Source organism: Brevundimonas sp. Root1423 (assembly GCF_001426805.1).
Map to the genome: position 1 here is coordinate 1 of NZ_LMFL01000023.1, position 20,294 is coordinate 20,294.

At 68.3% G+C, this 20,294-nt stretch carries 24 protein-coding genes and 1 pseudogene; 12 read left to right on the forward strand and 13 right to left on the reverse strand.

Annotated elements, in window-relative coordinates; translation table 11 throughout:
* The 4 genes from ASD25_RS13275 to ASD25_RS13290 form a co-directional block, all read left to right on the forward strand.
* Positions 1-172, forward strand: a 172-nt coding sequence (locus tag ASD25_RS13275; RefSeq protein WP_056617469.1) for a cold-shock protein, incomplete at its 5' end; no start/stop codon positions are given.
* Between the two features lie 216 nt (positions 173-388).
* Positions 389-982 carry a fasciclin domain-containing protein gene (locus tag ASD25_RS13280; RefSeq protein ID WP_056617472.1) on the forward strand — a complete coding sequence of 198 codons (594 nt, stop codon included), beginning with the start codon at positions 389-391 and terminating at the stop codon, positions 980-982.
* Between the two features lie 222 nt (positions 983-1,204).
* On the forward strand, positions 1,205-1,417 hold the full coding sequence (locus ASD25_RS13285; RefSeq protein ID WP_055828885.1) for a cold-shock protein: 213 nt from the start codon (positions 1,205-1,207) through the stop codon (positions 1,415-1,417).
* Positions 1,418-1,517: 100 nt separating this feature from the next.
* Complete coding sequence (locus ASD25_RS13290) at positions 1,518-1,790, forward strand: hypothetical protein (protein WP_056617475.1); 273 nt, start codon at positions 1,518-1,520, stop codon at positions 1,788-1,790.
* A 48-nt stretch (positions 1,791-1,838) separates the two neighbouring features.
* On the opposite strand, the gene ASD25_RS13295 is transcribed toward ASD25_RS13290, so the two are convergent.
* The 5 genes and pseudogenes from ASD25_RS13295 to ASD25_RS13310 form a co-directional block, all read right to left on the reverse strand.
* On the reverse strand, positions 1,839-2,891 hold a 1,053-nt coding region (locus tag ASD25_RS13295), incomplete at its 5' end, for a PLP-dependent aspartate aminotransferase family protein (protein WP_156389348.1).
* 1 nt (position 2,892) lies between these two features.
* Positions 2,893-3,109, reverse strand: a pseudogene (locus ASD25_RS29425) (PLP-dependent transferase); the annotation flags it as partial.
* Positions 3,109-3,855: a S9 family peptidase gene (locus tag ASD25_RS13300; protein WP_056617479.1), complete on the reverse strand. Its 747-nt coding sequence runs from the start codon at positions 3,853-3,855 to the stop codon at positions 3,109-3,111. The pseudogene ASD25_RS29425 and the gene ASD25_RS13300, both read right to left, overlap by 1 nt.
* On the reverse strand, positions 3,856-4,638 hold the full coding sequence (locus ASD25_RS13305; protein ID WP_056617482.1) for a S9 family peptidase: 783 nt from the start codon (positions 4,636-4,638) through the stop codon (positions 3,856-3,858).
* Positions 4,635-6,038 carry a cystathionine beta-synthase gene (locus tag ASD25_RS13310; RefSeq protein WP_056617485.1) on the reverse strand — a complete coding sequence of 468 codons (1,404 nt, stop codon included), beginning with the start codon at positions 6,036-6,038 and terminating at the stop codon, positions 4,635-4,637. Before ASD25_RS13310 ends, ASD25_RS13305 begins: the two co-directional genes overlap by 4 nt.
* 110 nt (positions 6,039-6,148) lie before the next feature.
* Here ASD25_RS13310 and rnr point away from each other — a divergent pair, with 110 nt between their 5' ends.
* Positions 6,149-8,467, forward strand: a complete 2,319-nt coding sequence (gene rnr / locus ASD25_RS13315) for a ribonuclease R (RefSeq protein WP_056617487.1) — start codon at positions 6,149-6,151, stop codon at positions 8,465-8,467.
* A gap of 169 nt (positions 8,468-8,636) precedes the next feature.
* Here the strand turns inward: rnr and ASD25_RS13320 are convergent, their stop codons facing one another.
* Positions 8,637-9,008 (reverse strand): VOC family protein, encoded by a 372-nt coding sequence (locus tag ASD25_RS13320; RefSeq protein ID WP_056617490.1) that lies wholly within the window; start codon positions 9,006-9,008, stop codon positions 8,637-8,639.
* 88 nt (positions 9,009-9,096) lie between these two features.
* Between ASD25_RS13320 and ASD25_RS13325 the strand changes: the two genes are divergently transcribed.
* Complete coding sequence (locus ASD25_RS13325) at positions 9,097-9,774, forward strand: NUDIX domain-containing protein (RefSeq protein ID WP_235562723.1); 678 nt, start codon at positions 9,097-9,099, stop codon at positions 9,772-9,774.
* Positions 9,775-9,931: 157 nt separating this feature from the next.
* Here the strand turns inward: ASD25_RS13325 and ASD25_RS13330 are convergent, their stop codons facing one another.
* The 3 genes from ASD25_RS13330 to ASD25_RS13340 form a co-directional block, all read right to left on the reverse strand.
* Complete coding sequence (locus ASD25_RS13330; RefSeq protein ID WP_056617496.1) at positions 9,932-10,552, reverse strand: glutathione S-transferase family protein; 621 nt, start codon at positions 10,550-10,552, stop codon at positions 9,932-9,934.
* Positions 10,553-10,568: 16 nt separating this feature from the next.
* Positions 10,569-11,840 carry a NupC/NupG family nucleoside CNT transporter gene (locus tag ASD25_RS13335; protein ID WP_056617497.1) on the reverse strand — a complete coding sequence of 424 codons (1,272 nt, stop codon included), beginning with the start codon at positions 11,838-11,840 and terminating at the stop codon, positions 10,569-10,571.
* 78 nt (positions 11,841-11,918) lie between these two features.
* Positions 11,919-12,797 (reverse strand): branched-chain amino acid aminotransferase, encoded by an 879-nt coding sequence (locus ASD25_RS13340; protein ID WP_056617499.1) that lies wholly within the window; start codon positions 12,795-12,797, stop codon positions 11,919-11,921.
* 88 nt (positions 12,798-12,885) lie between these two features.
* Between ASD25_RS13340 and ASD25_RS13345 the strand changes: the two genes are divergently transcribed.
* From ASD25_RS13345 to ASD25_RS13355, 3 genes are all read left to right on the forward strand, one after another.
* The gene (locus ASD25_RS13345) at positions 12,886-13,554 is read left to right on the forward strand and encodes a response regulator (RefSeq protein ID WP_200943629.1); all 669 of its coding nucleotides are present in this window, start codon (positions 12,886-12,888) and stop codon (positions 13,552-13,554) included.
* 7 nt (positions 13,555-13,561) lie between these two features.
* Positions 13,562-14,905 (forward strand): ATP-binding protein, encoded by a 1,344-nt coding sequence (locus tag ASD25_RS13350; RefSeq protein ID WP_056617503.1) that lies wholly within the window; start codon positions 13,562-13,564, stop codon positions 14,903-14,905.
* 81 nt (positions 14,906-14,986) lie between these two features.
* Positions 14,987-15,481 (forward strand): hypothetical protein, encoded by a 495-nt coding sequence (locus ASD25_RS13355; RefSeq protein WP_056617506.1) that lies wholly within the window; start codon positions 14,987-14,989, stop codon positions 15,479-15,481.
* On the opposite strand, the gene proC is transcribed toward ASD25_RS13355, so the two are convergent.
* The 3 genes from proC to ASD25_RS13370 form a co-directional block, all read right to left on the reverse strand.
* Entirely contained in the window at positions 15,478-16,278 is an 801-nt protein-coding gene (gene proC / locus ASD25_RS13360) for a pyrroline-5-carboxylate reductase (protein ID WP_056617509.1), read from the reverse strand. The two genes, ASD25_RS13355 and proC, sit on opposite strands and share 4 nt — an antisense overlap.
* Before the next feature lie 5 nt (positions 16,279-16,283).
* On the reverse strand, positions 16,284-16,730 hold the full coding sequence (locus ASD25_RS13365; protein ID WP_056617512.1) for a YbjN domain-containing protein: 447 nt from the start codon (positions 16,728-16,730) through the stop codon (positions 16,284-16,286).
* Positions 16,731-16,794: 64 nt separating this feature from the next.
* Positions 16,795-17,082 (reverse strand): accessory factor UbiK family protein, encoded by a 288-nt coding sequence (locus ASD25_RS13370; RefSeq protein ID WP_056617514.1) that lies wholly within the window; start codon positions 17,080-17,082, stop codon positions 16,795-16,797.
* A 190-nt stretch (positions 17,083-17,272) separates the two neighbouring features.
* Between ASD25_RS13370 and lgt the strand changes: the two genes are divergently transcribed.
* From lgt to pgeF, 3 genes are read left to right on the forward strand one after another with little or no spacing between them, the layout of a single operon-like run.
* Positions 17,273-18,142 (forward strand): prolipoprotein diacylglyceryl transferase, encoded by an 870-nt coding sequence (gene lgt, locus ASD25_RS13375; RefSeq protein WP_056617517.1) that lies wholly within the window; start codon positions 17,273-17,275, stop codon positions 18,140-18,142.
* Positions 18,142-19,215, forward strand: coding sequence for a class I SAM-dependent methyltransferase (locus ASD25_RS13380; protein ID WP_056619095.1), 1,074 nt, complete (start codon positions 18,142-18,144; stop codon positions 19,213-19,215). Before lgt ends, ASD25_RS13380 begins: the two co-directional genes overlap by 1 nt.
* A gap of 2 nt (positions 19,216-19,217) precedes the next feature.
* Positions 19,218-19,988, forward strand: coding sequence for a peptidoglycan editing factor PgeF (pgeF, locus tag ASD25_RS13385; RefSeq protein WP_056617520.1), 771 nt, complete (start codon positions 19,218-19,220; stop codon positions 19,986-19,988).
* Between the two features lie 12 nt (positions 19,989-20,000).
* Here pgeF and ASD25_RS29430 read toward each other — a convergent pair.
* Positions 20,001-20,294, reverse strand: a 294-nt coding sequence (locus ASD25_RS29430) for a UDP-3-O-acyl-N-acetylglucosamine deacetylase (protein ID WP_235562724.1), incomplete at its 5' end; no start/stop codon positions are given.

The following is a 20,294-nucleotide window of genomic DNA, read 5'->3' on the forward strand; positions in this document are numbered from 1 at the left end:
CTACGGCTTCATCCAGCCTGACGACGGCGGCAAGGACGTCTTCGTCCACATCTCGGCCGTCGAGCAAGCGGGCCTGCGCGGCCTGGATGAAAACCAGAAGGTTTCCTACGAAATCGAGCGCGACAAGCGTTCGGGCAAGGAATCGGCTGGTCAGCTGAAGACCGAAGGCTGAGTTCACGCGTCGGGCTTTACCGACGCATGATTTCGACGGCGGCGCAGGCGAAAGCCCGCGCCGCCGTTTTTCGTTTCCGGGCGCGCTACGTGCCGACCGACGCCGCGGTTTCAACCCGTGGCCAGACGCCGCAGTTCGGCGAAATCCTGCATCTCCCCGGTCGCTGTCCCCGTCTCTGAGCGGAGCCGTATCGACGGCCGCTCAGGAGAAAAGCCAATGAAACTGATCCAGACGCGCACCGCGCTGATGGCCGCCCTCGCCGTCGGCGCTCTCGCAGCCGCCGGCTGCACCTCGATGGCCGGCATGGACGCCGGCGCCGGCGCACAGGGGACCGTCATGGTCGGCGGCGCCCCGATGTATCCGACAAGGAACATCGTCGAGAACGCCGTCAACTCGCGCGATCACACGACACTGGTTGCGGCCGTGACCGCAGCCGGTCTGGTCCCGACCCTGTCCGGCCCCGGCCCGTTCACCGTCTTCGCCCCGACCAACGCCGCCTTCGCCAAACTGCCGGCGGGAACGGTCGAGAGCCTCGTCCAGCCCGCCAACAAGGCGACCCTGACCAAAATCCTGACCTACCATGTCGTGCCGGGCCGCGTCAGCGCCTCGGACCTGATCGGCCAGATCCGCGCCGGCGGCGGCCGCGCTCGTCTGACGACCGTCGAGGGCGGCACCCTGACGGCCTCCCTGCGCGGCGACTCCGTCATCCTGACCGACGAGATGGGCGGCGTCGCCACAGTGACCCAAGCCGATGTCTTCCAGTCCAATGGCGTGATCCACGTCACCGACACCGTCTCGATGCCAAACTAGGGAGTGCCGGCGGAGACTGCGTTTGCGGCCTCCGCCGGTCCCCTCTCGAATCATCGCCCTTGCTATTGGCCCGGAAAGCGCCCACTTGAGGCTTCGTCGATCTCTTGCGAAACGCTGCTGCCCCTTTGCATCGCGCACCGAGGTCCAAAGCCGATCCCATCCAGACCCGACAGGCCGACCCGGAACCTCTTCCGGCGGTCAACGCCTAACGGAGGTCTCAAAATGGCTACCGGCACTGTTAAATGGTACAACTCCACCAAGGGCTACGGCTTCATCGCTCCCGATGATGGCGGCAAGGACGTCTTCGTCCACGCCTCGGCCGTCGAAACGTCCGACCTGGGCACGCTCAACGAAAATCAGAAGATTTCCTACGAAGTCGAACGCGACTCGCGTTCGGGCAAGGAATCGGCCGGTCGCCTGAAGGCCGCCGAATAGTTTCCGACAAGCGACCCTGCTGAGCTCAAGGCTCAGCTGACGGAAGGGCCGGCTGCCGAACAGGCGCCGGCCCGACTGCTTTTCACTCAAGGAGACTTCGATGACCCCGCTTGCCGACATGATTCCGACCATGAGCGACCCCGACCTGAAGGCCCTGCGCCTGAACGCCCTGCGCCTCTCCGCCTCGACCACCGCCTCGCTGACGCAGATTGCGTCCGCCACCGACGTCATTCCGCTGATCGACGACGAGATCGCCCGCCGCGCCGCCGACAAGACCGCCACGGCCGTCAAGAAGCCCCGCGCCCCGGCCAAGAAGAAGGTCGTCCCGGCGTCCGGTCACCAGACCGCCCTGCCCGACAGCAAGGCCGCCTGAGACCCCTCCCGTCACCCTCGGGTTTGACCCGAGGATGACGCCGCTGGTTCATCCCAGAGCCTGATCCAGATCCGCGATCAGGTCCTCGGTTTCCTCCACGCCGACCGACAGCCGGATCAGGTTGTCGGTCACGCCGCCGGCCTCGCGCACCTCTTTCGGCACCGAGGCGTGGGTCATGATCGCCGGGTGATTGACCAGGCTTTCGACGCCGCCCAGCGACTCCGCCAGGGTGAAGACCTGAACCCGCTCCAGAACCCGCTTGGTCCGCTCCAGATCGCCGTCGATCAGGACGGTGACCATGCCGCCGTACTGGCCGTTCATCTGGCGTGACGCCAGTTCGTGCTGCGGATGGCTGATCAGCCCCGGGTAGATGACCTTGGCCACACCCGTCTTGCGATCCTCCAGCCAGCGGGCGACCGCGAGCGCGTTCTCATTGTGCGCCTTCATGCGCAGGCCCAGCGTCTTCAGGCCCCGGTTGGCCAGGAAGGCGTCGAACGGCCCCATCACCCCGCCGATGGAATTCTGGAGGAACTTTATTTCCTTGGCCAGGTCGGGGTTCGCCGTCACCAGCGCCCCCCCGATGATATCCGAGTGGCCGTTCAGGTATTTGGTCGCCGAATGCATGACCACGTCGGCGCCCAGTTTCAGCGGCTGCTGGCTCCAGGGCGTGGCGAAGGTGTTGTCGACGATCAGCAGCAGGCCGTGCTTCTTCGCGATCCGCGACAGGCCCTCGATGTCAGCCAGTTTCATCAGCGGATTGGTCGGGGTCTCGGCCCAGATCAGTTTCGTCTTCGGCGTGATGGCCGCCTCGACCTTCGCGAGGTCGCTCAGGTCGACATAGGCGAAGTCCAGTCCCATGGACCGGCGCCGCACCCGCTCGAACAGCCGCCATGAGCCGCCGTACAGGTCGTCGCCGGTGACGATGTGCGACCCGGCGTCCAGCAGCTCCAGCGCCGTCGATGTGGCGGCCATGCCGCTGGCGAAGCCGAAGCCGTGGGTCCCGCCCTCCAGATCGGCCAGACAGGCCTCGAACGCCTCGCGCGTCGGGTTCTTGCCGCGGGCGTATTCATAGCCCTTGTTCACGCCCGGGCTTTCCTGGGCNTCCCGCCCTCCAGATCGGCCAGACAGGCCTCGAACGCCTCGCGCGTCGGGTTCTTGCCGCGGGCGTATTCATAGCCCTTGTTCACGCCCGGGCTTTCCTGGGCGTAGGTCGAGGTAGCGTAGATTGGCGTCATCACCGCGCCCGTCGTCGGGTCGGGCCGCTGACCGGCGTGGATCGCGCGGGTCGAGAAACCCTGGCTGTTCTTCAGCTTGGTCATCAATTGTCCTGGTCAGGGCGGCCGATATTGCCGGCGTAAAAGGTTGAGGCGCGGGTGAAGATTTCCGCCCACTCCGGCGGTCTGAACAGATGGCCGGCCCCTTCGATCACTTCAACCCGCGTATTGATTTCGTGTTCGCGCAGGAAGGATACCCAGGTCGCCGTATTGCGGGGCAGCACATGGGTGTCGTTCTCGGCCCGGATGATCAGCACCGGTACGCGCCGCCGGGGCACGCGAGGCGTATAGACATCGACCCCGCCGGCCAGTCCGACGGCCGCCGCCGCCCGGCTGTTGCCCAGTGCGCCGTCGACCGCCACATAAGATCCCAGCGAATAGCCGAACATGGCCGTGCGTCGCCGGTCGACGCCGCGCTCGATGAACCAGTCGATGGCGTGTTCGCCGACATCCCGCCAGGCTTCCATCATGCGCTCGGGGCGCACGCCGTCGTCGGGGAAGGCGTCGGTGAAAAGCGGCGTCAGCACCTGATAGCCGTCCGCCGCGAACCGCATCGCCAGCTCGTGCCACGGTCCCCGGTTGGTGATCCGCGCGCCCGAGCCGTGCATCATCACGATCGCGGCCCGCCGCCCTTCGCCGACCGGTCGGTAGTGGATGGCGCGGATCGGTTTGCCGTGGCTCTCGAAGGTCATCCCCTCATAGGCAGGCAGGGGCGCCGACGGCTCCTGCGCCCGTGTTGCGCCGGCGACGCCTGCGAAGGCGGCTCCCGCCAGCAGACGACGCCGATCCATTCACCGCCCCCGATGAGTTTCCAGAAACGCGCGCGTGCGCCCCATCACAGCGCACCATGTCGGCAGGTCGTACTGATGCCCGTCGAAGTCGAGCTCCTGCACCTCGACCCCGGCGCCGGCCTCGCGCAGATCATCCGCCAGCTGCCGGGTCGCGCGGACCGGCACGGCCTCGTCGCGCCGGGCGTGGAGCAGCAGGAACGACAGGTCGCGCCCGGACAGACTCTCGTCGGCCGACCCTCCGCCGGCCACAAGGATGGTCGAGTGAATGGTCGCATCCGGCTCTGTCGTCGCGCCGAGCGCCACGCCTGCGCCGCGCGAATAGCCCCACAGCGCAACCCGATCGGCCGCCACGCCCGGTTTCGCCGCCAGCTGCGCCGCCGCGTCCAGCGCCGCCCGCCGCCAAGCCCGCGCCGTCACCACCGGCCGACGCCGGTCGGGCGCGGCGGCGTCGAAATAGGCCGGCAGCATCACCCAGTAGCCGCGCGCCGCCAGCTGGATCGCATGGGCGTCGAACAGGATGGAGTTCATCTCGAACCCCGTGCCGCCGTGCAGCATGACCACGCCCGCGCCGTTCACCTCGCCCCGCGGCGTATACAGATAGGCCCGGATCGGACGCCCCCGGCTTTCGAAGGTCACCAGTTCCCGGGAGGCCCGGACCGCCACGTCGTCTGCGCATCCCGGCACCCCCGTGACCACCTGCGCCGACGCCGAACCGCCCGCCAATGCGGCCGCCAGACCGATCAGCGCGATACCCGCCAGCCGGAACCGGGCGGCCTGTCTCATCGATTGAGGCTCAGATGGTTGATCAGATCGGTGCGGGTGATCAGGCCCACGAACTTTTCGCCGTCCAGCACGATCGCCACCCGGTCGCGGTCGAACAGCGGAATCAGGGCGTCGAGGCTCTCGCCGACCTGCACCGTGTCGAGGTCGCGGGTCATGGCGGACGACACCGGCTTGGCGAAGCGATCCCGCCGGGTGATCTCGTCGGTGTTCATCACATGGACCAGATCGCTCTCGTCCAGAATACCGACCAGACGGCCGTCCTGGATGATCGGCAGCTGGGAGACGTCCGCCCCGCGCATCCGCTTGAAGGCGGTGTCCAGGGTGTCGTCCGGCCCGGCCACGACCACGTCGCCCTTCTCGTATTTGCGCGAGATCAGGTCCGACAGGTCGCCGTGCAACGGCTGGTCGCCCAGCCCCTGATCCGCCAGCCAGGCGTCGTTGTAGACCTTGGACAGGTATTTGGCGCCGGTGTCACAGACGAAGGTCACGACCCGCCTCGGCTCCGTCTGTTCGCGGCACCAGCGCAGGGCGCTGGCGATAAGCGTGCCCGACGACGACCCGGCCAGCACCCCCTCCTTAAGCAGCAGCTCGCGCACGGTGGCGATCGCCTCGGCGTCGGGGATGGAATAGGCCTTGTCGATCAGGCTCATGTCGGCCGTGTCCGGCACGAAATTCTGGCCGATGCCCTCGACGGTGTAGCTGCCCTCCGGCCCCGGAACGCCCTCGTTGACGATCCCCGCCAGCGTCGAGCCGACCGGATCGGCGAGAATGACCTTTGCGTCCGAGCCGACGCTCTTCAGATAGCGGGCGATGCCGGTGATGGTCCCGCCCGAGCCGATGCCGGCCACGAAGGCGTCGAGGTCGCCGCCCATCTGCTCCCAGATCTCCGGCCCCGTCGTCTTGAAGTGGGCCTCGGAGTTGGCGTCGTTGGCGAACTGGTTGACGTAGAAACCGCCCGGGATCTGCTGCGCCAGCCGCTCGGCCATGTCGGTGTAATATTCCGGATGCCCGTGCGGCACGTCCGAACGCGTCAGGCGAACATCGGCGCCCATCGCCCTCAAATGCTGGATTTTTTCCTTGGACATCTTGTCCGGGATGACCAGAAGCACCTTATATCCCTTGGCCTGACCCACCAGCGTCAGCGCCAGACCCGTGTTGCCGGCCGTCGCCTCGACGATGGTGCCGCCGGGTTTCAGAAACCCCTCCGCCTCGGCCGCTGCGATCATCGACAGGGCGATGCGGTCCTTGATCGACCCGCCCGGGTTCTGCGCCTCCAGCTTCAGGAACAGACGGCACGGGCCGGTGTCGATCTTCGTCACCTCCACCATCGGCGTCTTGCCGATCAGGTCCAGCAACGAGCCGGTAGGACCGGACAGGACGGGCGTGGCGGCCAACGACATTCAAACAACTCCAGAGGTTCGGGCCGGAAGCTAGGCGCAGCCTCTTTCCATCACAAGCCGCGCACGATTTCGCCTCCGATGAGACGAGTCGTGCGTTATCAAGGACACAAATGAGCAAATCACCCCGCCGGCCCGTCGCCGGACTCCCCGACGAAGAAACGCTGATCGCCTTCCTGCGCGAAGCCGGTTCAGCCGAAAAAACCGATATCGCCCGCCACTTCGGCCTGAAGGGCGGCGAGCGCCGCGCCCTGCGCGAAATGATCCGCGCCCTCGAAGAGGCCGGCAAACTGGGCAAACGCGGCCGCAAGGGCTTCGCCGAGGTCGGCGCCATGCCCGCCGTCGGCGTCGCCGACGTGGTCGAACGCGACGTGGACGGCGAACTGTACGTCCGTCTGGTCGAGGCCTCGGCCGACGCCCCCCGCGCCCTGCTGGTCCCCGACAATGGCGGCAAGACCGGTCCCGCCCCCGGCATGGGCGACCGCGTCCTGGCCAAATTCACCCGCACCGAGGACGGCTGGGAAGCCCGGCTGATCAAGAAGCTCGACGCCGGCGCCAACAAGGTGCTGGGCGTCATCCGCAAGTCCAACAAGGAGGTCCGGGTCGAACCCGTCGACCGCAAGTCGAAGGACGTCCTGCTGGTCCCCCACGCCCAGGCCGAGGGCCTGCGCGACGGCGATCTGGTTCTGGCCGCCATCGAGAAGGGCGACCAGCGCTACGGGCCCAAACGCGGCAAGATCCTCGAAAAGATCGGCCACGAGGGCGACGCCCGCGCCGCCTCCCTGATCGCCATCGCCGCCCACAACGTCCCGATGGGCTTCTCTGAGGCCGTCGAGAAGGAGGCCGAGGATCAGGAGCTGCCCTCGCTGAAGGGCCGCGAGGACCTGCGCGACCTGCCCCTGATCACCATCGACCCCGCCGACGCCCGCGACCACGACGACGCCGTCTATGCGATGCGCGACGACGATCCGAAGAACCCCGAAGGCTGGGTCGTCTGGGTCGCCATCGCCGATGTCGCCGCCTACGTCCGGCCCAATACCGCGCTGGACCGGGAGGCCCGCGAGAAAGGCAACTCGACCTACTTCCCCGACCGCGTCGAGCCGATGCTGCCCGAACGCCTGTCCAACGGCCTGTGCAGCCTCAAGGAGGGCGAGAACCGCGCCTGCATGGCCGTGCGCATGGTCTTCGACAAGGACGGCAAAAAGACCGGGCACAAGTTCGTGCGCGGCCTGATGCGGTCGCACGCCAAGCTGTCCTACGAACAGGCCCAGTCCGCCATCGACGGCCAGACCGACGACACGACCGGCCCGATCATGGAGGCCATCCTCTATCCGCTCTGGAACGCCTACCGGACCATGCTCAAGGGCCGCCTTAAGCGCAGCCCGCTGGCCATCGAGAGCCCGGAACGGCGCATCCGCATGAACGCCGAGGGCCAGATCATCTCGATCGAACCCCGCGTCAGCCTCGAGGCCCACCGGCTGATCGAGGAGATGATGATCCAGGCCAACGTCTGCGCCGCCGAAACGCTGGAGCAGAAGAAGACGCCCCTGCTGTACCGCGTCCACGACGCGCCCAGTCAGGAGAAGCTCTTCAATCTCGGCGACTTCCTCCAGACCATCGGCAAGCCCTGGACCAAGGGCGAGCCGGCCACGACCAAGCGGTTCAACAAGCTGCTGGACGAGACGCGCGGCGGCGACCACGCCGAGGTCGTCAACGAGGTCGTCCTGCGCAGCCAGATGCAGGCCATCTATTCGGCCGAGAACGTCGGCCACTTCGGCCTGAACCTCGACCGCTACGCCCACTTCACCTCGCCGATCCGGCGCTATTCCGACCTGATCGTCCACCGCGGCCTGATCCGCGCGCTGGGCCTCGGCAAGGACGGGCTGACCGACCGAGAGGTCGCGGAACTGCCAGCCATCGCCGAACAGGTCACCATGACCGAGCGCCGCTCCATGGCCGCCGAGCGCGCCGCCATGGACCGCTACATGGCCGCCTTCCTGCAGGAGCGGGTCGGCGCGACCTTCGGCGGCCGCATCACCGGCGTGACGCGCTTCGGCCTGTTCGTCCGGCTGGAGGAAACCGGCGCCGACGGTCTGGTCCCGGTCTCGTCGCTGGGCGGCGAATACTTCACCCACGACGAAAAGCAGCACGCCCTGATCGGCGAACGCACGGGCCAGCGCTGGACGCTGGGCCGCACCGTCGAGGTCAGGCTGAAGGAGGCGACGCCGATCACAGGCGGGCTGGTGTTCGAGATGCTGTCCGAACCGGCGCCGCGCGACCCCAACGCGCCCGCGCCCCGGCTGGGTGCGCGGGGCCGCGGCGGCGGCGACTTCCCCAAACGCGGCGGCGGCCGTCCCGGCGGACCCAAACCGCCCAAGGGCGGCCGGCCCTCGGGCGGGTTGAAGGGCGTCCGCAAGGGCAAGCGGAAGTAACCCCTATGTCCGATCATCCCGGCGAAAGCCGGGACCCAGTGCTCTGGGTGATCAGCAGATTGGAATTGGGCGGCGAACATCGTCCTGAAGCGCCTGCGCCAGGCGGGACAGAACTGGGGCCCGGCTTTCGCCGGGATGCACGGAGTTCAGTGCGGCGCGACAGCGCCCGTCAGCTGCCCGCGAACAGGATGAGGTTTCCCGACGGATCGGCGACGATGAAGGTCCGCGCGCCCCAAGGCTCGGTCCGCAACGCCTGATGGAAGGCGACGCCCATGTCGGCGATCTCGGCGTACAGGCCCTCGATGTCGTCTGAGGTCACGGTGGCGGAGAGGACCTCGCCTTCCGCCTGCCGCAGGGCGTCGGAAAACACCGGCCCGTCGACGTGGCGCAGGTTCAGTTTCGCGCCATCCCGGACCACCTGCGCATAGAAGGCCGGCTCGCCCCAGACGAAGGCGACGGTGAAACCGAGGCTGTCGGTATAGTGCTGCAGCGCCGCCTGCATGTCGGTGACGAACAGCTGGGGTTCGGCGGTCAGTTTCATCGTCCGCTCTCTGGGTGAGGACCCGGTCCGATCCTCATGCTATGCCCCCGGCGTGCGAACACCAGAACCATTTGACGGCGACCAGGACGTGCGCGACGCCCCGCGCGTCGGCGGCGTTCAGCGGCCGAAAGACGCGTCTACCCTGATCCTGACGCGGGTCCGCAAGGGCGCGCCCGAAGTGCTGATGGGCCGCCGTGCGCCCGGCCACGTCTTCATGGCGGCGAAATGGGTCTTCCCCGGCGGCCGTATCGACCGCTCGGACTTCGCAGCGGCCTCGGCCACCGACCTTCCGGCCGCGGAGCTGGCCCGCCTGACCCGTGAAACACCCGCCCGCCGCGCCCGCGCCCTCGCCCTGACCGCCGTGCGCGAGACCTTCGAGGAAACCGGCCTGCTGCTCGCCGAGCCCGCGCCTGTCGCCTCGGTAGCCGGACCGTGGCGTGAATTCCGGGCAGTGGGCGCCCTGCCCGATCTGGCCGCCCTGTCCTACATCGCCCGCGCCATCACCCCGCCCGGCCGCACCCGCCGCTTCGACGCCCGCTTCTTCATGGCCGACGCCAGGGCTCTGCTGCATCCCGAGCCGACCGCCGGCTCTGGCGAACTGGACGAAATCGCCTGGCTCCCCCTCGAAGAGGCCCGAGCCGTAGACCTGCCCGCCATCACCCGCTTTGTTCTCGGCGAGGTGTCAGAGCGGCTGGCCAATCCCGCCCGCCCCCTGCCCTTCGTCCGCATGGTGCGGGGGCGGCATGTGGTCGAACATCAGGACTGACCGTCCCTACGTCCAGAATTGACGCAGGCGCATGCTTCATTGGCCGACGCCCTTTCGGCACCGGTCTTTGACAATCGAATTCAGCTGCTTTCGCCGACCAACCCTCGGGACGGATGAGACTCATGAGACTCTTGAGACTGTTTTTTGACCGTCCCGGTCAGGCCCCGGCCTTCGCCCCCGGCCGTGACCGGCAGGTCTCCAGCCAGCGCGCCAGATGGGTCAGCTCCTCGGGCGGCCGGTATTTGATCAGTCGCGCGAAATCCAGACCGACCACGGCGACGATGTCGGCGATGCTGAACCGGTCCTCGGCGAGGAACTCATGCTCGGCGAGCCGGCGGTCCAGGGTCTTCATGAATTTCTCGGCCGCGACCCGGTTGTAGTCGGCCAGCTGGGGCATCTGCGTTGCTTCCAGCGCGGCTAGCGCCGGATGGGAATGCCTGACGCTGAGCATGATGGGATTGGCGAGGTAGAACTCGCACCGCCGGGTCCACATCTCGATCACCGCCTGCTCGCGCGCATCGACGCCGAACAGGTTGGGCTCCGGATACAGCGCCTCCAGATACCGGCCGATAGCGATCGATTCCGAGATCGTCGTGCCGTCGTCCAGCTCCAGCGCCGGCACATGCGGCACGCCTACACGGGCCCGGTATTCCGCCGTCTTGTGCTCGCCGACCATGATGTCGATCTCGACCAGTTCGACGTCCGCGATGCCCTTCTCCGCCATGACCCAACGCACGCGGCGGGGATTGGGGGCGCGGTGCGAGGTGTAGAGCTTCATCGGGCTGTCTCCGGCGTCAGCGGAATATGGCGGCGGGCATCGCGCCCACAATGGCGGCCGTCATCAGCGTGGCCAGAAAACCGGCGAACAGCCCCTTCCACACCAGACCCAGCACCTCCTCGCGCCGCTCGGGCATCAGCACGCTGAGGCCGGTCACCGTGATGCCCACCGAGCCGATGTTGGCGAAGCCGCACAGGGCGTAGGTCATCAGCATCCGCGTCCGTTCGCTCATCTCGCCCGCCGGCACCTTGCCCAGTTCGATGAAGGCGACGAACTCGGTCAGGGTCAGCTTGACGCCCAGCAGCCAGCCCGCCTTGCCCGCCTCCGACCACTCCACGCCCGTCAGCCAGGCCACCGGCATGAACGCCCAGCCCAGCAGCCGCTCGACCGTGACGTGATCCCCGAACAGCCAGAAGCCGCCCAGCATGACGTTGACCAGGGCGACCAGCGCCACGAACACGATCAGCACCGCCGAGATGTTCAGCACCACCATCAACCCGTCGGCGGTGCCCTTGACGATAGCGTCGATGGCGCTGTCGTACTTCAGCGCCGAGTCATAGTCGGCCACCGCCCCGCCCTCGCCGGGCTTTTCGGGGATCATGATCCGGGCCAGCAGCACGCCCGCTGGCGCCGAGACGATCGAGGCCACCAGCACATGGCCGGCGGCGTTGGTCATCACCGGCGACAGGATGGCGGCATAGGCCACCATCGTCGAACCGGCCACCGTGGCCAGGCCGACGACCATCATCAGGAACAGCTCCGACCGGGTCAGCTTGTCCAGATAGGCGCGGATCACGATAGGGCTCTCGATCATGCCCAGGAAGATGTTGGCCGCCACCGCCAGCGCCGAGGCCCCGCCGAGACCCATGGTGCGCTGGAACAGGATACCGAAGCCGTGGGTGATCCACTTCAGGATCTTCCAGTGCCACAGCAGGGCGGACAGGGCCGAGATCACGAGGATCAGCGGCAGGACCTGGAAGGCGAAGGTGAACAGGGCGCCGTCGTTCTGCACCGCATAGGGCTGGTCGCCCCCGGCCAGATAGCCGAACACGAACTGGGTGCCCCGGTTGGTCGCGGTCGCCAGCCCGTCCACGGCCCCCGTGATCGCCGCAAGCACGTTCTGCGAGCCCGGAATGGCGAACAGGGCCAGCACGAGCGCCGCCTGCACCGCTATCGCCCCCAGCGTCAGCCGCCAGGGGAAGGCCCGCCTGTTCTCGGACAGCGCCCAGCAGGCCGCGATGATGACGACAAGCCCGAGCAGGCTCTGGAGATTCAGCAGGCTGAACATGGACGACCTTCCCCGACCGGCTCCCCGCCGGTCATGGTCCGTTCAACGCCACGCGGGCCCGTCTGGCAATAGTCCGGGCTAGAGCCCGCGCACCAGCCGGCTGTACTCATCCATCAGGCTGAGGCTGATCTCGCCCGGGGTGAAGCGTTCGTCGCCGATCTCGCTCACCGGCGTGATCTCGGCCGCCGTGCCGCACAGGAAGCATTCGCTGAACCCGGCCAGCTCCTCGGGCATGACGTGGCGCACCTCGACCTCGAGGCCGCGGGCGGCCAGCATCTCCAGCACGGTCTGGCGGGTGATGCCGTTCAGGATCGCACCGTCGGCGGGCGGCGTGATCAGCCGGCCGTCCTGCACGAAGAAGACATTGGCGCCGGTCGCTTCGGCCACATAGCCGCGCCAGTCCAGCAGCATGGCGTCGGCGTATCCGCGCGCCTCGGCGTAGTGGCGGTTGATGGTGCCGATCATGTACAGGCCCGCGGCCTTGGCCTCGGTCGGGGCGGTTTCCGGCGAAGGCCGCTTGTAGGGCGCCCAGCACAGGCGGATGCCCTTCGCCTTGGTCTCAGGGTCGAAATAGCTGGGCCAGTCCCAGACCGCGATGGCCACGCGGGTGCGCGTCTGCTGCGCCGAAACGCTGACCTGTTCCGAGCCGCGGAAGGCGATGGGCCGGACATAGGCGTCGGTCAGACCGTTTCGCGCGCAGGTCTCCTTGCAGGCGTCGTTGATCTGCGCCACCGTGAACGGAATCTGGAAGTCGAGCACCTCGGCCGAACGGAACAGGCGGTTCGTATGCTCCGTCAATTTGAAGATCTGGCCATTGTACATCCGCTCGCCCTCAAAAACCGACGACGCGTAGTGGAGCGCATGGGTCAAAACGTGCACATTGGCTTCGCGCCAGGGCACGAAATCGCCGTCCAGCCAGATCCAGCCGTCACGATCGTCGATAGGAACGAAGGCCATTGAATAACGTCTCCCGCGCAAGTCACCGGGTTAGAGCCCTCCGAACCGCTCAGGTCAACGCCTGGAGCAGCGGCCGGATCACATCCGCATGAGCGACGCGCGTCCCTATGGCCGGTCTGGCCCGATCGCGGGGCCGGGCGCCGGGCGGCACCTGCTGGTCGTCGATGACGATGACCGCATCCGCGAGCTGCTGAAGGAGTTCCTCGCCCGCGAAGGCTATCGCGTCACCGGCGCCGCCCACGCGGCGGCCGCCAAGCGCATGATGGAGCTGATCGAATTCGACCTCGTCGTGCTGGATGTCATGATGCCGGGCGAAAGCGGTTTCGACCTGACAACCTGGGTCCGGTCCAAGGCCGAGACGTCGAAGACCCCGGTTCTCCTTCTGACCGCGCGCGGCGACCCTGACGACCGGATCGAGGGCCTGTCGCGCGGCGCCGACGACTATATGTCCAAACCCTTCGACCCGCGCGAACTGGCGCTGCGGGTCGACGCCATCCTGCGCCGCCGGCTGGAGCTGTCGAAGGACGGCAAGCCCCAGCGCCTGACCGAGGCCGAGGCCCAGCTTCTCAAGACCCTCGCCATCCACGCCCATTCGGCGGTCGAGCGCATGAGCCTGTCGCCCGACACCGCCGACATCACCGGCCGCGCCGTCGACGTCCAGGTCACCCGCCTGCGCCGCAAGCTGGAGGCSGACCCSAAGAACCCGCGCTATCTCCAGACCGTGCGCGGCGTSGGCTAYATGCTGGCYCCGGACTGATGCGCCGATGAGGCTGCTTCCCGCCAGCCTCTGGCCGCGTTTCCTGAAGCGGCGTCTGCCGACCTCGCTGTGGGGCCGGTCGCTGCTGATCATCGTCCTGCCGGTGCTGGTCATGCAGGTGGCCGTCACCTGGGCCTTCTTCGACATGCACTGGCAGACGGTGACCGCCCGCCTGTCCGACGGTCTCGCCGGCGACGTCGCCTGGGCCGCCGAGAGCTACGCCGACGACCCGACCCCGCGGAACATGGCCGTCATCTCCGAGCGGGCCCAGCGGTCGATGTCCCTGTCCATCGCCCTGCAGGACGGCGCGGCCCTGCCCGCCGAGAGCCGTCGCGGCCCGGTCGGGGTCGTGGACCGCACGCTGGAGAAGGCCTTGGCCGCGCGGCTGGACCAGCCCTTCTGGTTCGACACCACCCGCTACCCCGCCTACGTCGACATCCGGGTGCAGCAGCCGCAGGGCGTATTGCGCATCATCGCCCCGCGCGAGCGCGCCGTCGCCACCCAAGCCCACATCTTCGTCCTGTGGCTGCTGATCGCCACCGTCCTGCTGATGGGCGTGGCCATCCTGTTCATCCGCAATCAGGTCCGCGCCATCGAACGCCTGGCCGAGGCGGCGGAAGCCTTTGGCCGCGGCGAAACCCAGGAGCGGTTCAAGCCGCATGGCGCGCGCGAGGTTCGCGCCGCCGCCGTCGCCTTCCTCGCCATGCGCGAGCGAATCCAGCGCCACATCGACCAGCGCACGGCCCTGCTGGCCTCGGTCAGCCACGACCTGCGGACGCCCCTGACCCGCCTGCGGCTCGAACTCGCCCTGGCGCCCCCGTTCAAGCGCGCCGACGCCATGCGCGGCGACATGGACGAGATGGAGCATATGATCGACGAATACCTCGCCTTCGCCCGGGGCGAGGCCGGCGAGGCGGCGCAGCCCGTCTCCCTGTCCGATCTTCTGACCGCCGCCGGCGAGGACGCCCGGCGCGGCGGGGCCGAGGTCGAGGTGATCGCGCCCGCCGACCTGACGGCGTCCCTGCGTCCCCTGGCCTTCAAGCGCGCGCTTGCCAATCTGACCGGGAATGCGGCGGCCCACGGCGAACACGTCAGGCTCAGCGCGCGCGCCCTCCCTTCAGGCGGCCTCGAGATCGCGGTCGAGGACGACGGCCCGGGGATCCCCGAGGACATGCACGAGGAAGCCTTCCGGCCTTTCTCGCGCCTCGACGCCTCGCGCAACCAGAACCACAAGGGCGTCGGTCTGGGTCTGGCCATTGCACGCGACGTCGCCCGCGGTCACGGCGGCGACATCACGCTGGAGCGCAGCGACATGGGCGGACTGCGGGCGCTGATCCGGCTGCCCGGCTGATCAAATTTTGCGACTGCGCTGGCAAAGCGTGGCCATAAGAGTCATCTTCCGTACCGACCGGGGGGGTCAGTGAGGATCAAGATGACCAGACTCGCTCTCCTTGCCCCCTTGGCCGCCGGCCTCGCCCTGTTTGCGGCGCCCGCCATGGCCGACCCCGCCTCCGTCAACATCACGCTCGGTCCCGACGTGCTCCGCTCTGCACGCGACCTGGGCGAGGTCGACGTGGAGCAGCAGGCTTCGCGCCTTGCCGACATTGTGCGTCAGACCTTGGCGCGGCGCGGCGCCCTCGACGGGGCCGAGGTCAATCTGACCCTGACAGATCTGAAGCCGAACCGCCCCACCTCGCAGCAGATGGCCGCTGAACCCGGCCTGGACGGGATCCGCAGCATCTCCATCGGCGGCGCGACCATCACCGGGCACGTCACGACAGCCGACGGCCTGATCCATCCGGTCGCCTACGACTGGTATTCGAATAATATTGCGGACGTGCGCGGCTTCACCACCTGGCAGGACGCGGACCGGGCCTATCGCCGTCTGGCCGACAATCTCGCCGAAGGCCGCTACGAGACCCGCTAGAGCGATCGCGCTCGTCGGACAGCGGCGGTGACCGCGGAGGTCGCCGCTCGCTCCAGTTCTCCGGTGTCCGACATGGCGTCCAGACCCGCGCGGGTCGTGCCGCCCGGGGAAGCGATGCGGGCGATCAAGGCGTCAAGCGTTTCGTCCGTCTCGACCCCGGCCCCTGCAGAACGCAGGGCGCCCCGGGCCAGCCGCGACGCCGCCTCAGCCGACAAACCCTCCCCCTGCCCCGCGTCGGCCAGCGCCTGTACGAAGGCGTAGATGAAGGCGGGAGCCGAGCCGGCTACGGCTGTCGCGGCGTCGACCTGCGCCTCGGCATCCAGATCCACGACGTCGGCCACGGGCGAGAACAAGGCGTGCGCTGTCTCCCGCGCTTGTGGCTCGGACGACCATACGGCCGCCACGCCGCGCGCCTGTGCCACTGCTGTCGTGGGCATGACCCGCGCCGCCGGCCGACCCGAGGCTGCAGTTATGTCAGCGGCTGGCACGCCCGCCATGACCGAAACCAGCTGCGTGCGGCGCCCCAGATGAACGATCAGCGGACCGAGGGCGGCCCGCCACATCGCGGGCTTGACCGCCAGCACCAGAACCCGCGCGGCTTCCAGCGCCTCCAGTGGCGGATTGACCCGCGCGCCGAGGGCCCGCGCCTGTTCGGCGACGGGCTTCTCCGACGGCGTGAGGATGATGAGGTCCGACGGCGCCACCGCGCCTGTCTTCAGCCAGCCCTCGACGATCGCAGAACCCAGCCGACCGCAGCCCAGAAGGACGACGGGGCCGGAAGTTGCAGAGGGGATCATGGCCGTCAGGCCGTGCCGACGGTCTCGAACAGGCAGGCGTCGATCGCCTCCTGCGGCTTCTTCGATCCGCGGATCATGAAGTCGAAGGCCGGGTAGTAGCGGTCGGCGGCCTCGACTGCGGCGTCGATCATCGACGCGGCCTGGGCGAGGGTCGGGCGCTCGCCCATCGGCAGGGCCAGCGAATGCCGGAAGACGATCTCGCCGTCCTCGGCCCAGACCTCGAAATGGCCCATCCAGGTACGCTGGTTGATCAGACCGACCAGTTCATAGGCGGCGGCGCGGCGCGACTTGGACGCCTGCAGGTCGAGAGCGCAGCACAGCTGCAGGCAGTCGCCCTCGGGCCGCCAGGCGAACCACAGCTCATAGTCCTTCCAGTCGCCAGCCAGGACGTGTTCCACGACATCCAGCGGATCGTAGGGAACATCGACTTCTTCGGGCCGTACAGCGTCCATCAGGCACTCTCCGGGCGCGACTCACGCCCTGTCATCAGACGGTAGGCGGGTTCGCAGATTCGGCTCAACCGGCTGCGTCCTGAGGGGGAACCGACGCTGTGGACGTTCCCGTGGCAGGCTTTTTTCCAGCCTTTGCAGGGGCTTTCAGCGTCGCGACCTCGGCCCGCAGGGCGGCGATCTCGGCTTTCAGGGCGTCGAACTCGTCACGGCGGACCAGGTCCATTTCCGCGACCATGCGATCGGTCTGGGCGCGGAAGGCGGTCTTGGCCTCTTCTCCCGCGGCCTGGGCCAGACCCATGGCGCCGGTCGTCAGTTTGGCGAACTCGTCAAGGATGGGGTTGCGCGTCTGCATGGGATGCACTCCGGCCCGCACTCGCGAGCGTGGTTAACCGAGGTTCCGCCGATATGGTGAACGAAACCTTGCTGTCGGTGCGATCTATGGCCTGATTTGGGCGCGCGTGAATGACGTGTTGCTGAAATTTCAGGGACGCACGCGGCGACGCTTGCTAAACCGCATGCTGGAACACCCGTCAGGAGCGCCCGTGCAATTTCCCGAGTTCGATCCGGTGCTGCTCAGCATCGGCCCGCTGGATATCCGCTGGTATGCGCTGGCCTATGTCGCCGGCATCGTGCTGGGCTGGTGGTACGCCTCGCGTCTCATGAAGGCCAACGCCCTTTGGCAGCCCGCCAAGCCGCCGGTCACGACGCTGCAGCTGGACGATCTGGTCCTCTACATCACCCTCGGCATCATCCTCGGCGGCCGCCTCGGCTACGCCCTCTTCTATCAGCCCGAGTTGTACGGCCGGCTGTTCACCGGCGCCGACTGGGGCGAACGGCTCTCGCTGTTCCGGCTTTGGGACGGCGGCATGTCCTTCCACGGCGGCCTGATCGGCGTCTCGATCGCGATCGTCTGGTTCGCATGGCGGCACAAGGTGGGGCTGCTCAGCCTCGGCGATCTGGTCGCTCCCGCCGCGCCGATCGGCCTGTTCTTCGGTCGTCTCGCCAATTTCATCAACGGCGAGCTGTGGGGCCGCGAGACAACCGTCCCCTGGGCCGTCCGCTTCTGCAACGACCGGATTTACCGTCTCTACAACGGCTGCCCCGCCGGAGACGTGCCGCGCCACCCCAGCCAGCTGTACGAGGCCGGTCTGGAAGGTCTGGCGCTCTTCGCCGTCCTTTGGTTCGCCGTCCACAAGGCGAAGCTGCTTGGCAAGCCGGGCTATGTGACGGGCATCTTCCTGTTCGGCTACGGCCTGTCCCGCGCCCTGCTGGAGAATGTGCGCCAGCCTGACGCCGGTCTGGACAACCTGCCGCTCGGCCTGACCATGGGCATGATCCTGTCGATCCCGATGATGATCATCGGAGCCGTCCTGATCTGGCGCGCATGGAGCCGGCCGCCCGCCGCCGCCTGATGTCGCTTGCGGACAGACTGTCGCGCGAAATCGCCCTGACCGGGCCGATGACGGTCGCCGATTACGTCGCCCGCTGCCTGCACGACCCCGAGGGCGGCTACTACGCCACCCGCCCCGCCATCGGCGCGACCGGCGACTTCGTCACCGCGCCCATGATCAGCCAGATGTTCGGCGAGCTGATCGGCCTGTGGGCCATCGAGCTGTGGCAGAGGCTGGGTGCGCCCGAGCGCGTCCGGCTGGTCGAGGTCGGGCCCGGCGACGGCACCCTGATGGCCGACGCCCTGCGCGCGGCGAGGCTGGCGCCGGACTTCCTCGCCGCCGTCGATCTGGTCCTGATCGAGCCCAGCCCGCCCCTTCGCGCGGCCCAGGCGCGGATGCTGAACGACAGCGACGTCCACCCCCGCTGGGTCAAGGATTTGAACAGCGTCGAGACCGACGCCCCCGTCATCCTGATCGCCAACGAGGTGCTGGACTGCCTGCCCGCGCGCCAGTTTGTGAAAACGGAGGACGGCTGGGCCGAGCGGCGCGTCGGCGTCACCGACGCGGGCGGGCTGACCTTTGGTCTGGTGCGGATCACCGGCGGCTTCACCCGGCCGGCCTTCGAGGTTGAGCCGGGCCAGACGGTCGAGATTTCGGAGCAGCAGGCCGCCTTCGGCCGCGACGTGGCGAGCCTGATCAAGGCGGCCTCGGGCGCGGCCCTGTTGATCGACTATGGCCGGGCCAAGCCCGAGGCCGGCGACACGCTTCAGGCCCTGAGGCGGCACCAGAAGGTCGATCCGCTCGCGACGCCCGGCGAGGCCGACCTGACCCAGTGGGCGGACTTCCCGACCGTGCAGGAGGCCGCTATCCGCGCAGGCGCTGATGTGACCGGCGCCGTCGGTCAGGGCGAATTCCTGCGGCTTCTGGGGATCGAAGCCCGCGCCGACCGGTTGAAGTCGGGACGGCCGGACGCGGCGCCCGTCATCGAGCGCCAGTTGGCCCGTCTGACCGCCGAGGACCAGATGGGGACGCTGTTCAAGGCCTGCGCGGTCTTCTCGCCCCGCACCCTGGTCGTCCCGGGCTTCGAGGACTGAGCATGACGCTGGAACCCATCACCCATCCGCTGCTCGACAAGGCGGGCGTGCGCCACGGCTTCTTCACGCGTCAGGGCGGCGTCTCCATTGGCATCTACGACAGCCTGAACACCGGCCTCGGGTCCACCGACGACCCTGCCGCCGTCGCCCAGAACCGACAGCGTGTGGCGGCGTATATGGGAGGGCGTCCCGACGACTTCGCCGCCTGCTACCAGATCCACTCCAGCCTCGCCCGCGTCGCCGTGGCCGGCTGGAAGGGCGATCGGCCCGAGGGGGACGCCACCGTCACCGCCACGCCGGGCGTCATCTGCGCCGTCCTGACCGCGGACTGCGCGCCCGTGCTGCTGGCCGATCCCGAGGCCGGGGTCGTCGGCGCCGCCCACGCCGGCTGGAAGGGCGCGCTGGGCGGGATCGTTTCATCCACGGTTGCGTCCATGCAGGCTCTCGGCGCCGAGCCGCGCCGCATAGTCGCTGTCGTCGGCCCCTGCATCGCCCAGGCAAGCTATGAGGTGGGCGCGGACTTCGAGGAGCGGTTCGACCACCACGATCCCGGCGGCGGCCGCTTCTTCGCGCCCGGGGCGACCGCAGACAAACGCTTGTTCGATCTGCCCGGCTTCGTGCTGTGGCGGCTGGAGCAGGCCGGCGTCGGCGACGCGGCATGGACCGGTCACGACACGCGCACGGACGAGGCGCAGTTCTTCTCGAACCGCCGGGCGTTTCTGAACGGGGAGCCGGACTTCGGCCGGCTGATGAGCGCGATCAGCCTGCGCTGATCACAGGCTGGCTCAGCCCGCCATCGCCAGTTCGGGCGCGCTGGTCACTTCACGCCATGCCTGCGGATTGGCCAGCAGTTCGCGGACCAGCAGGTTGTTGATGGCGTGCCCCGCCTTGACGCCCTCATATCGGCCCAGCAGGGGAGCGCCGAGCACATACAGGTCGCCGATGGCGTCCAGCGCCTTGTGCTTGACGAACTCGCGCTCCATCCGCAGGCCGCCGGGGTTCAGGATCTGGTCGCCGTCGATGACCACAGCGTTTTCCAGCGAACCGCCGCGGGCCAGACCGAGAACGACCGCGCGGCG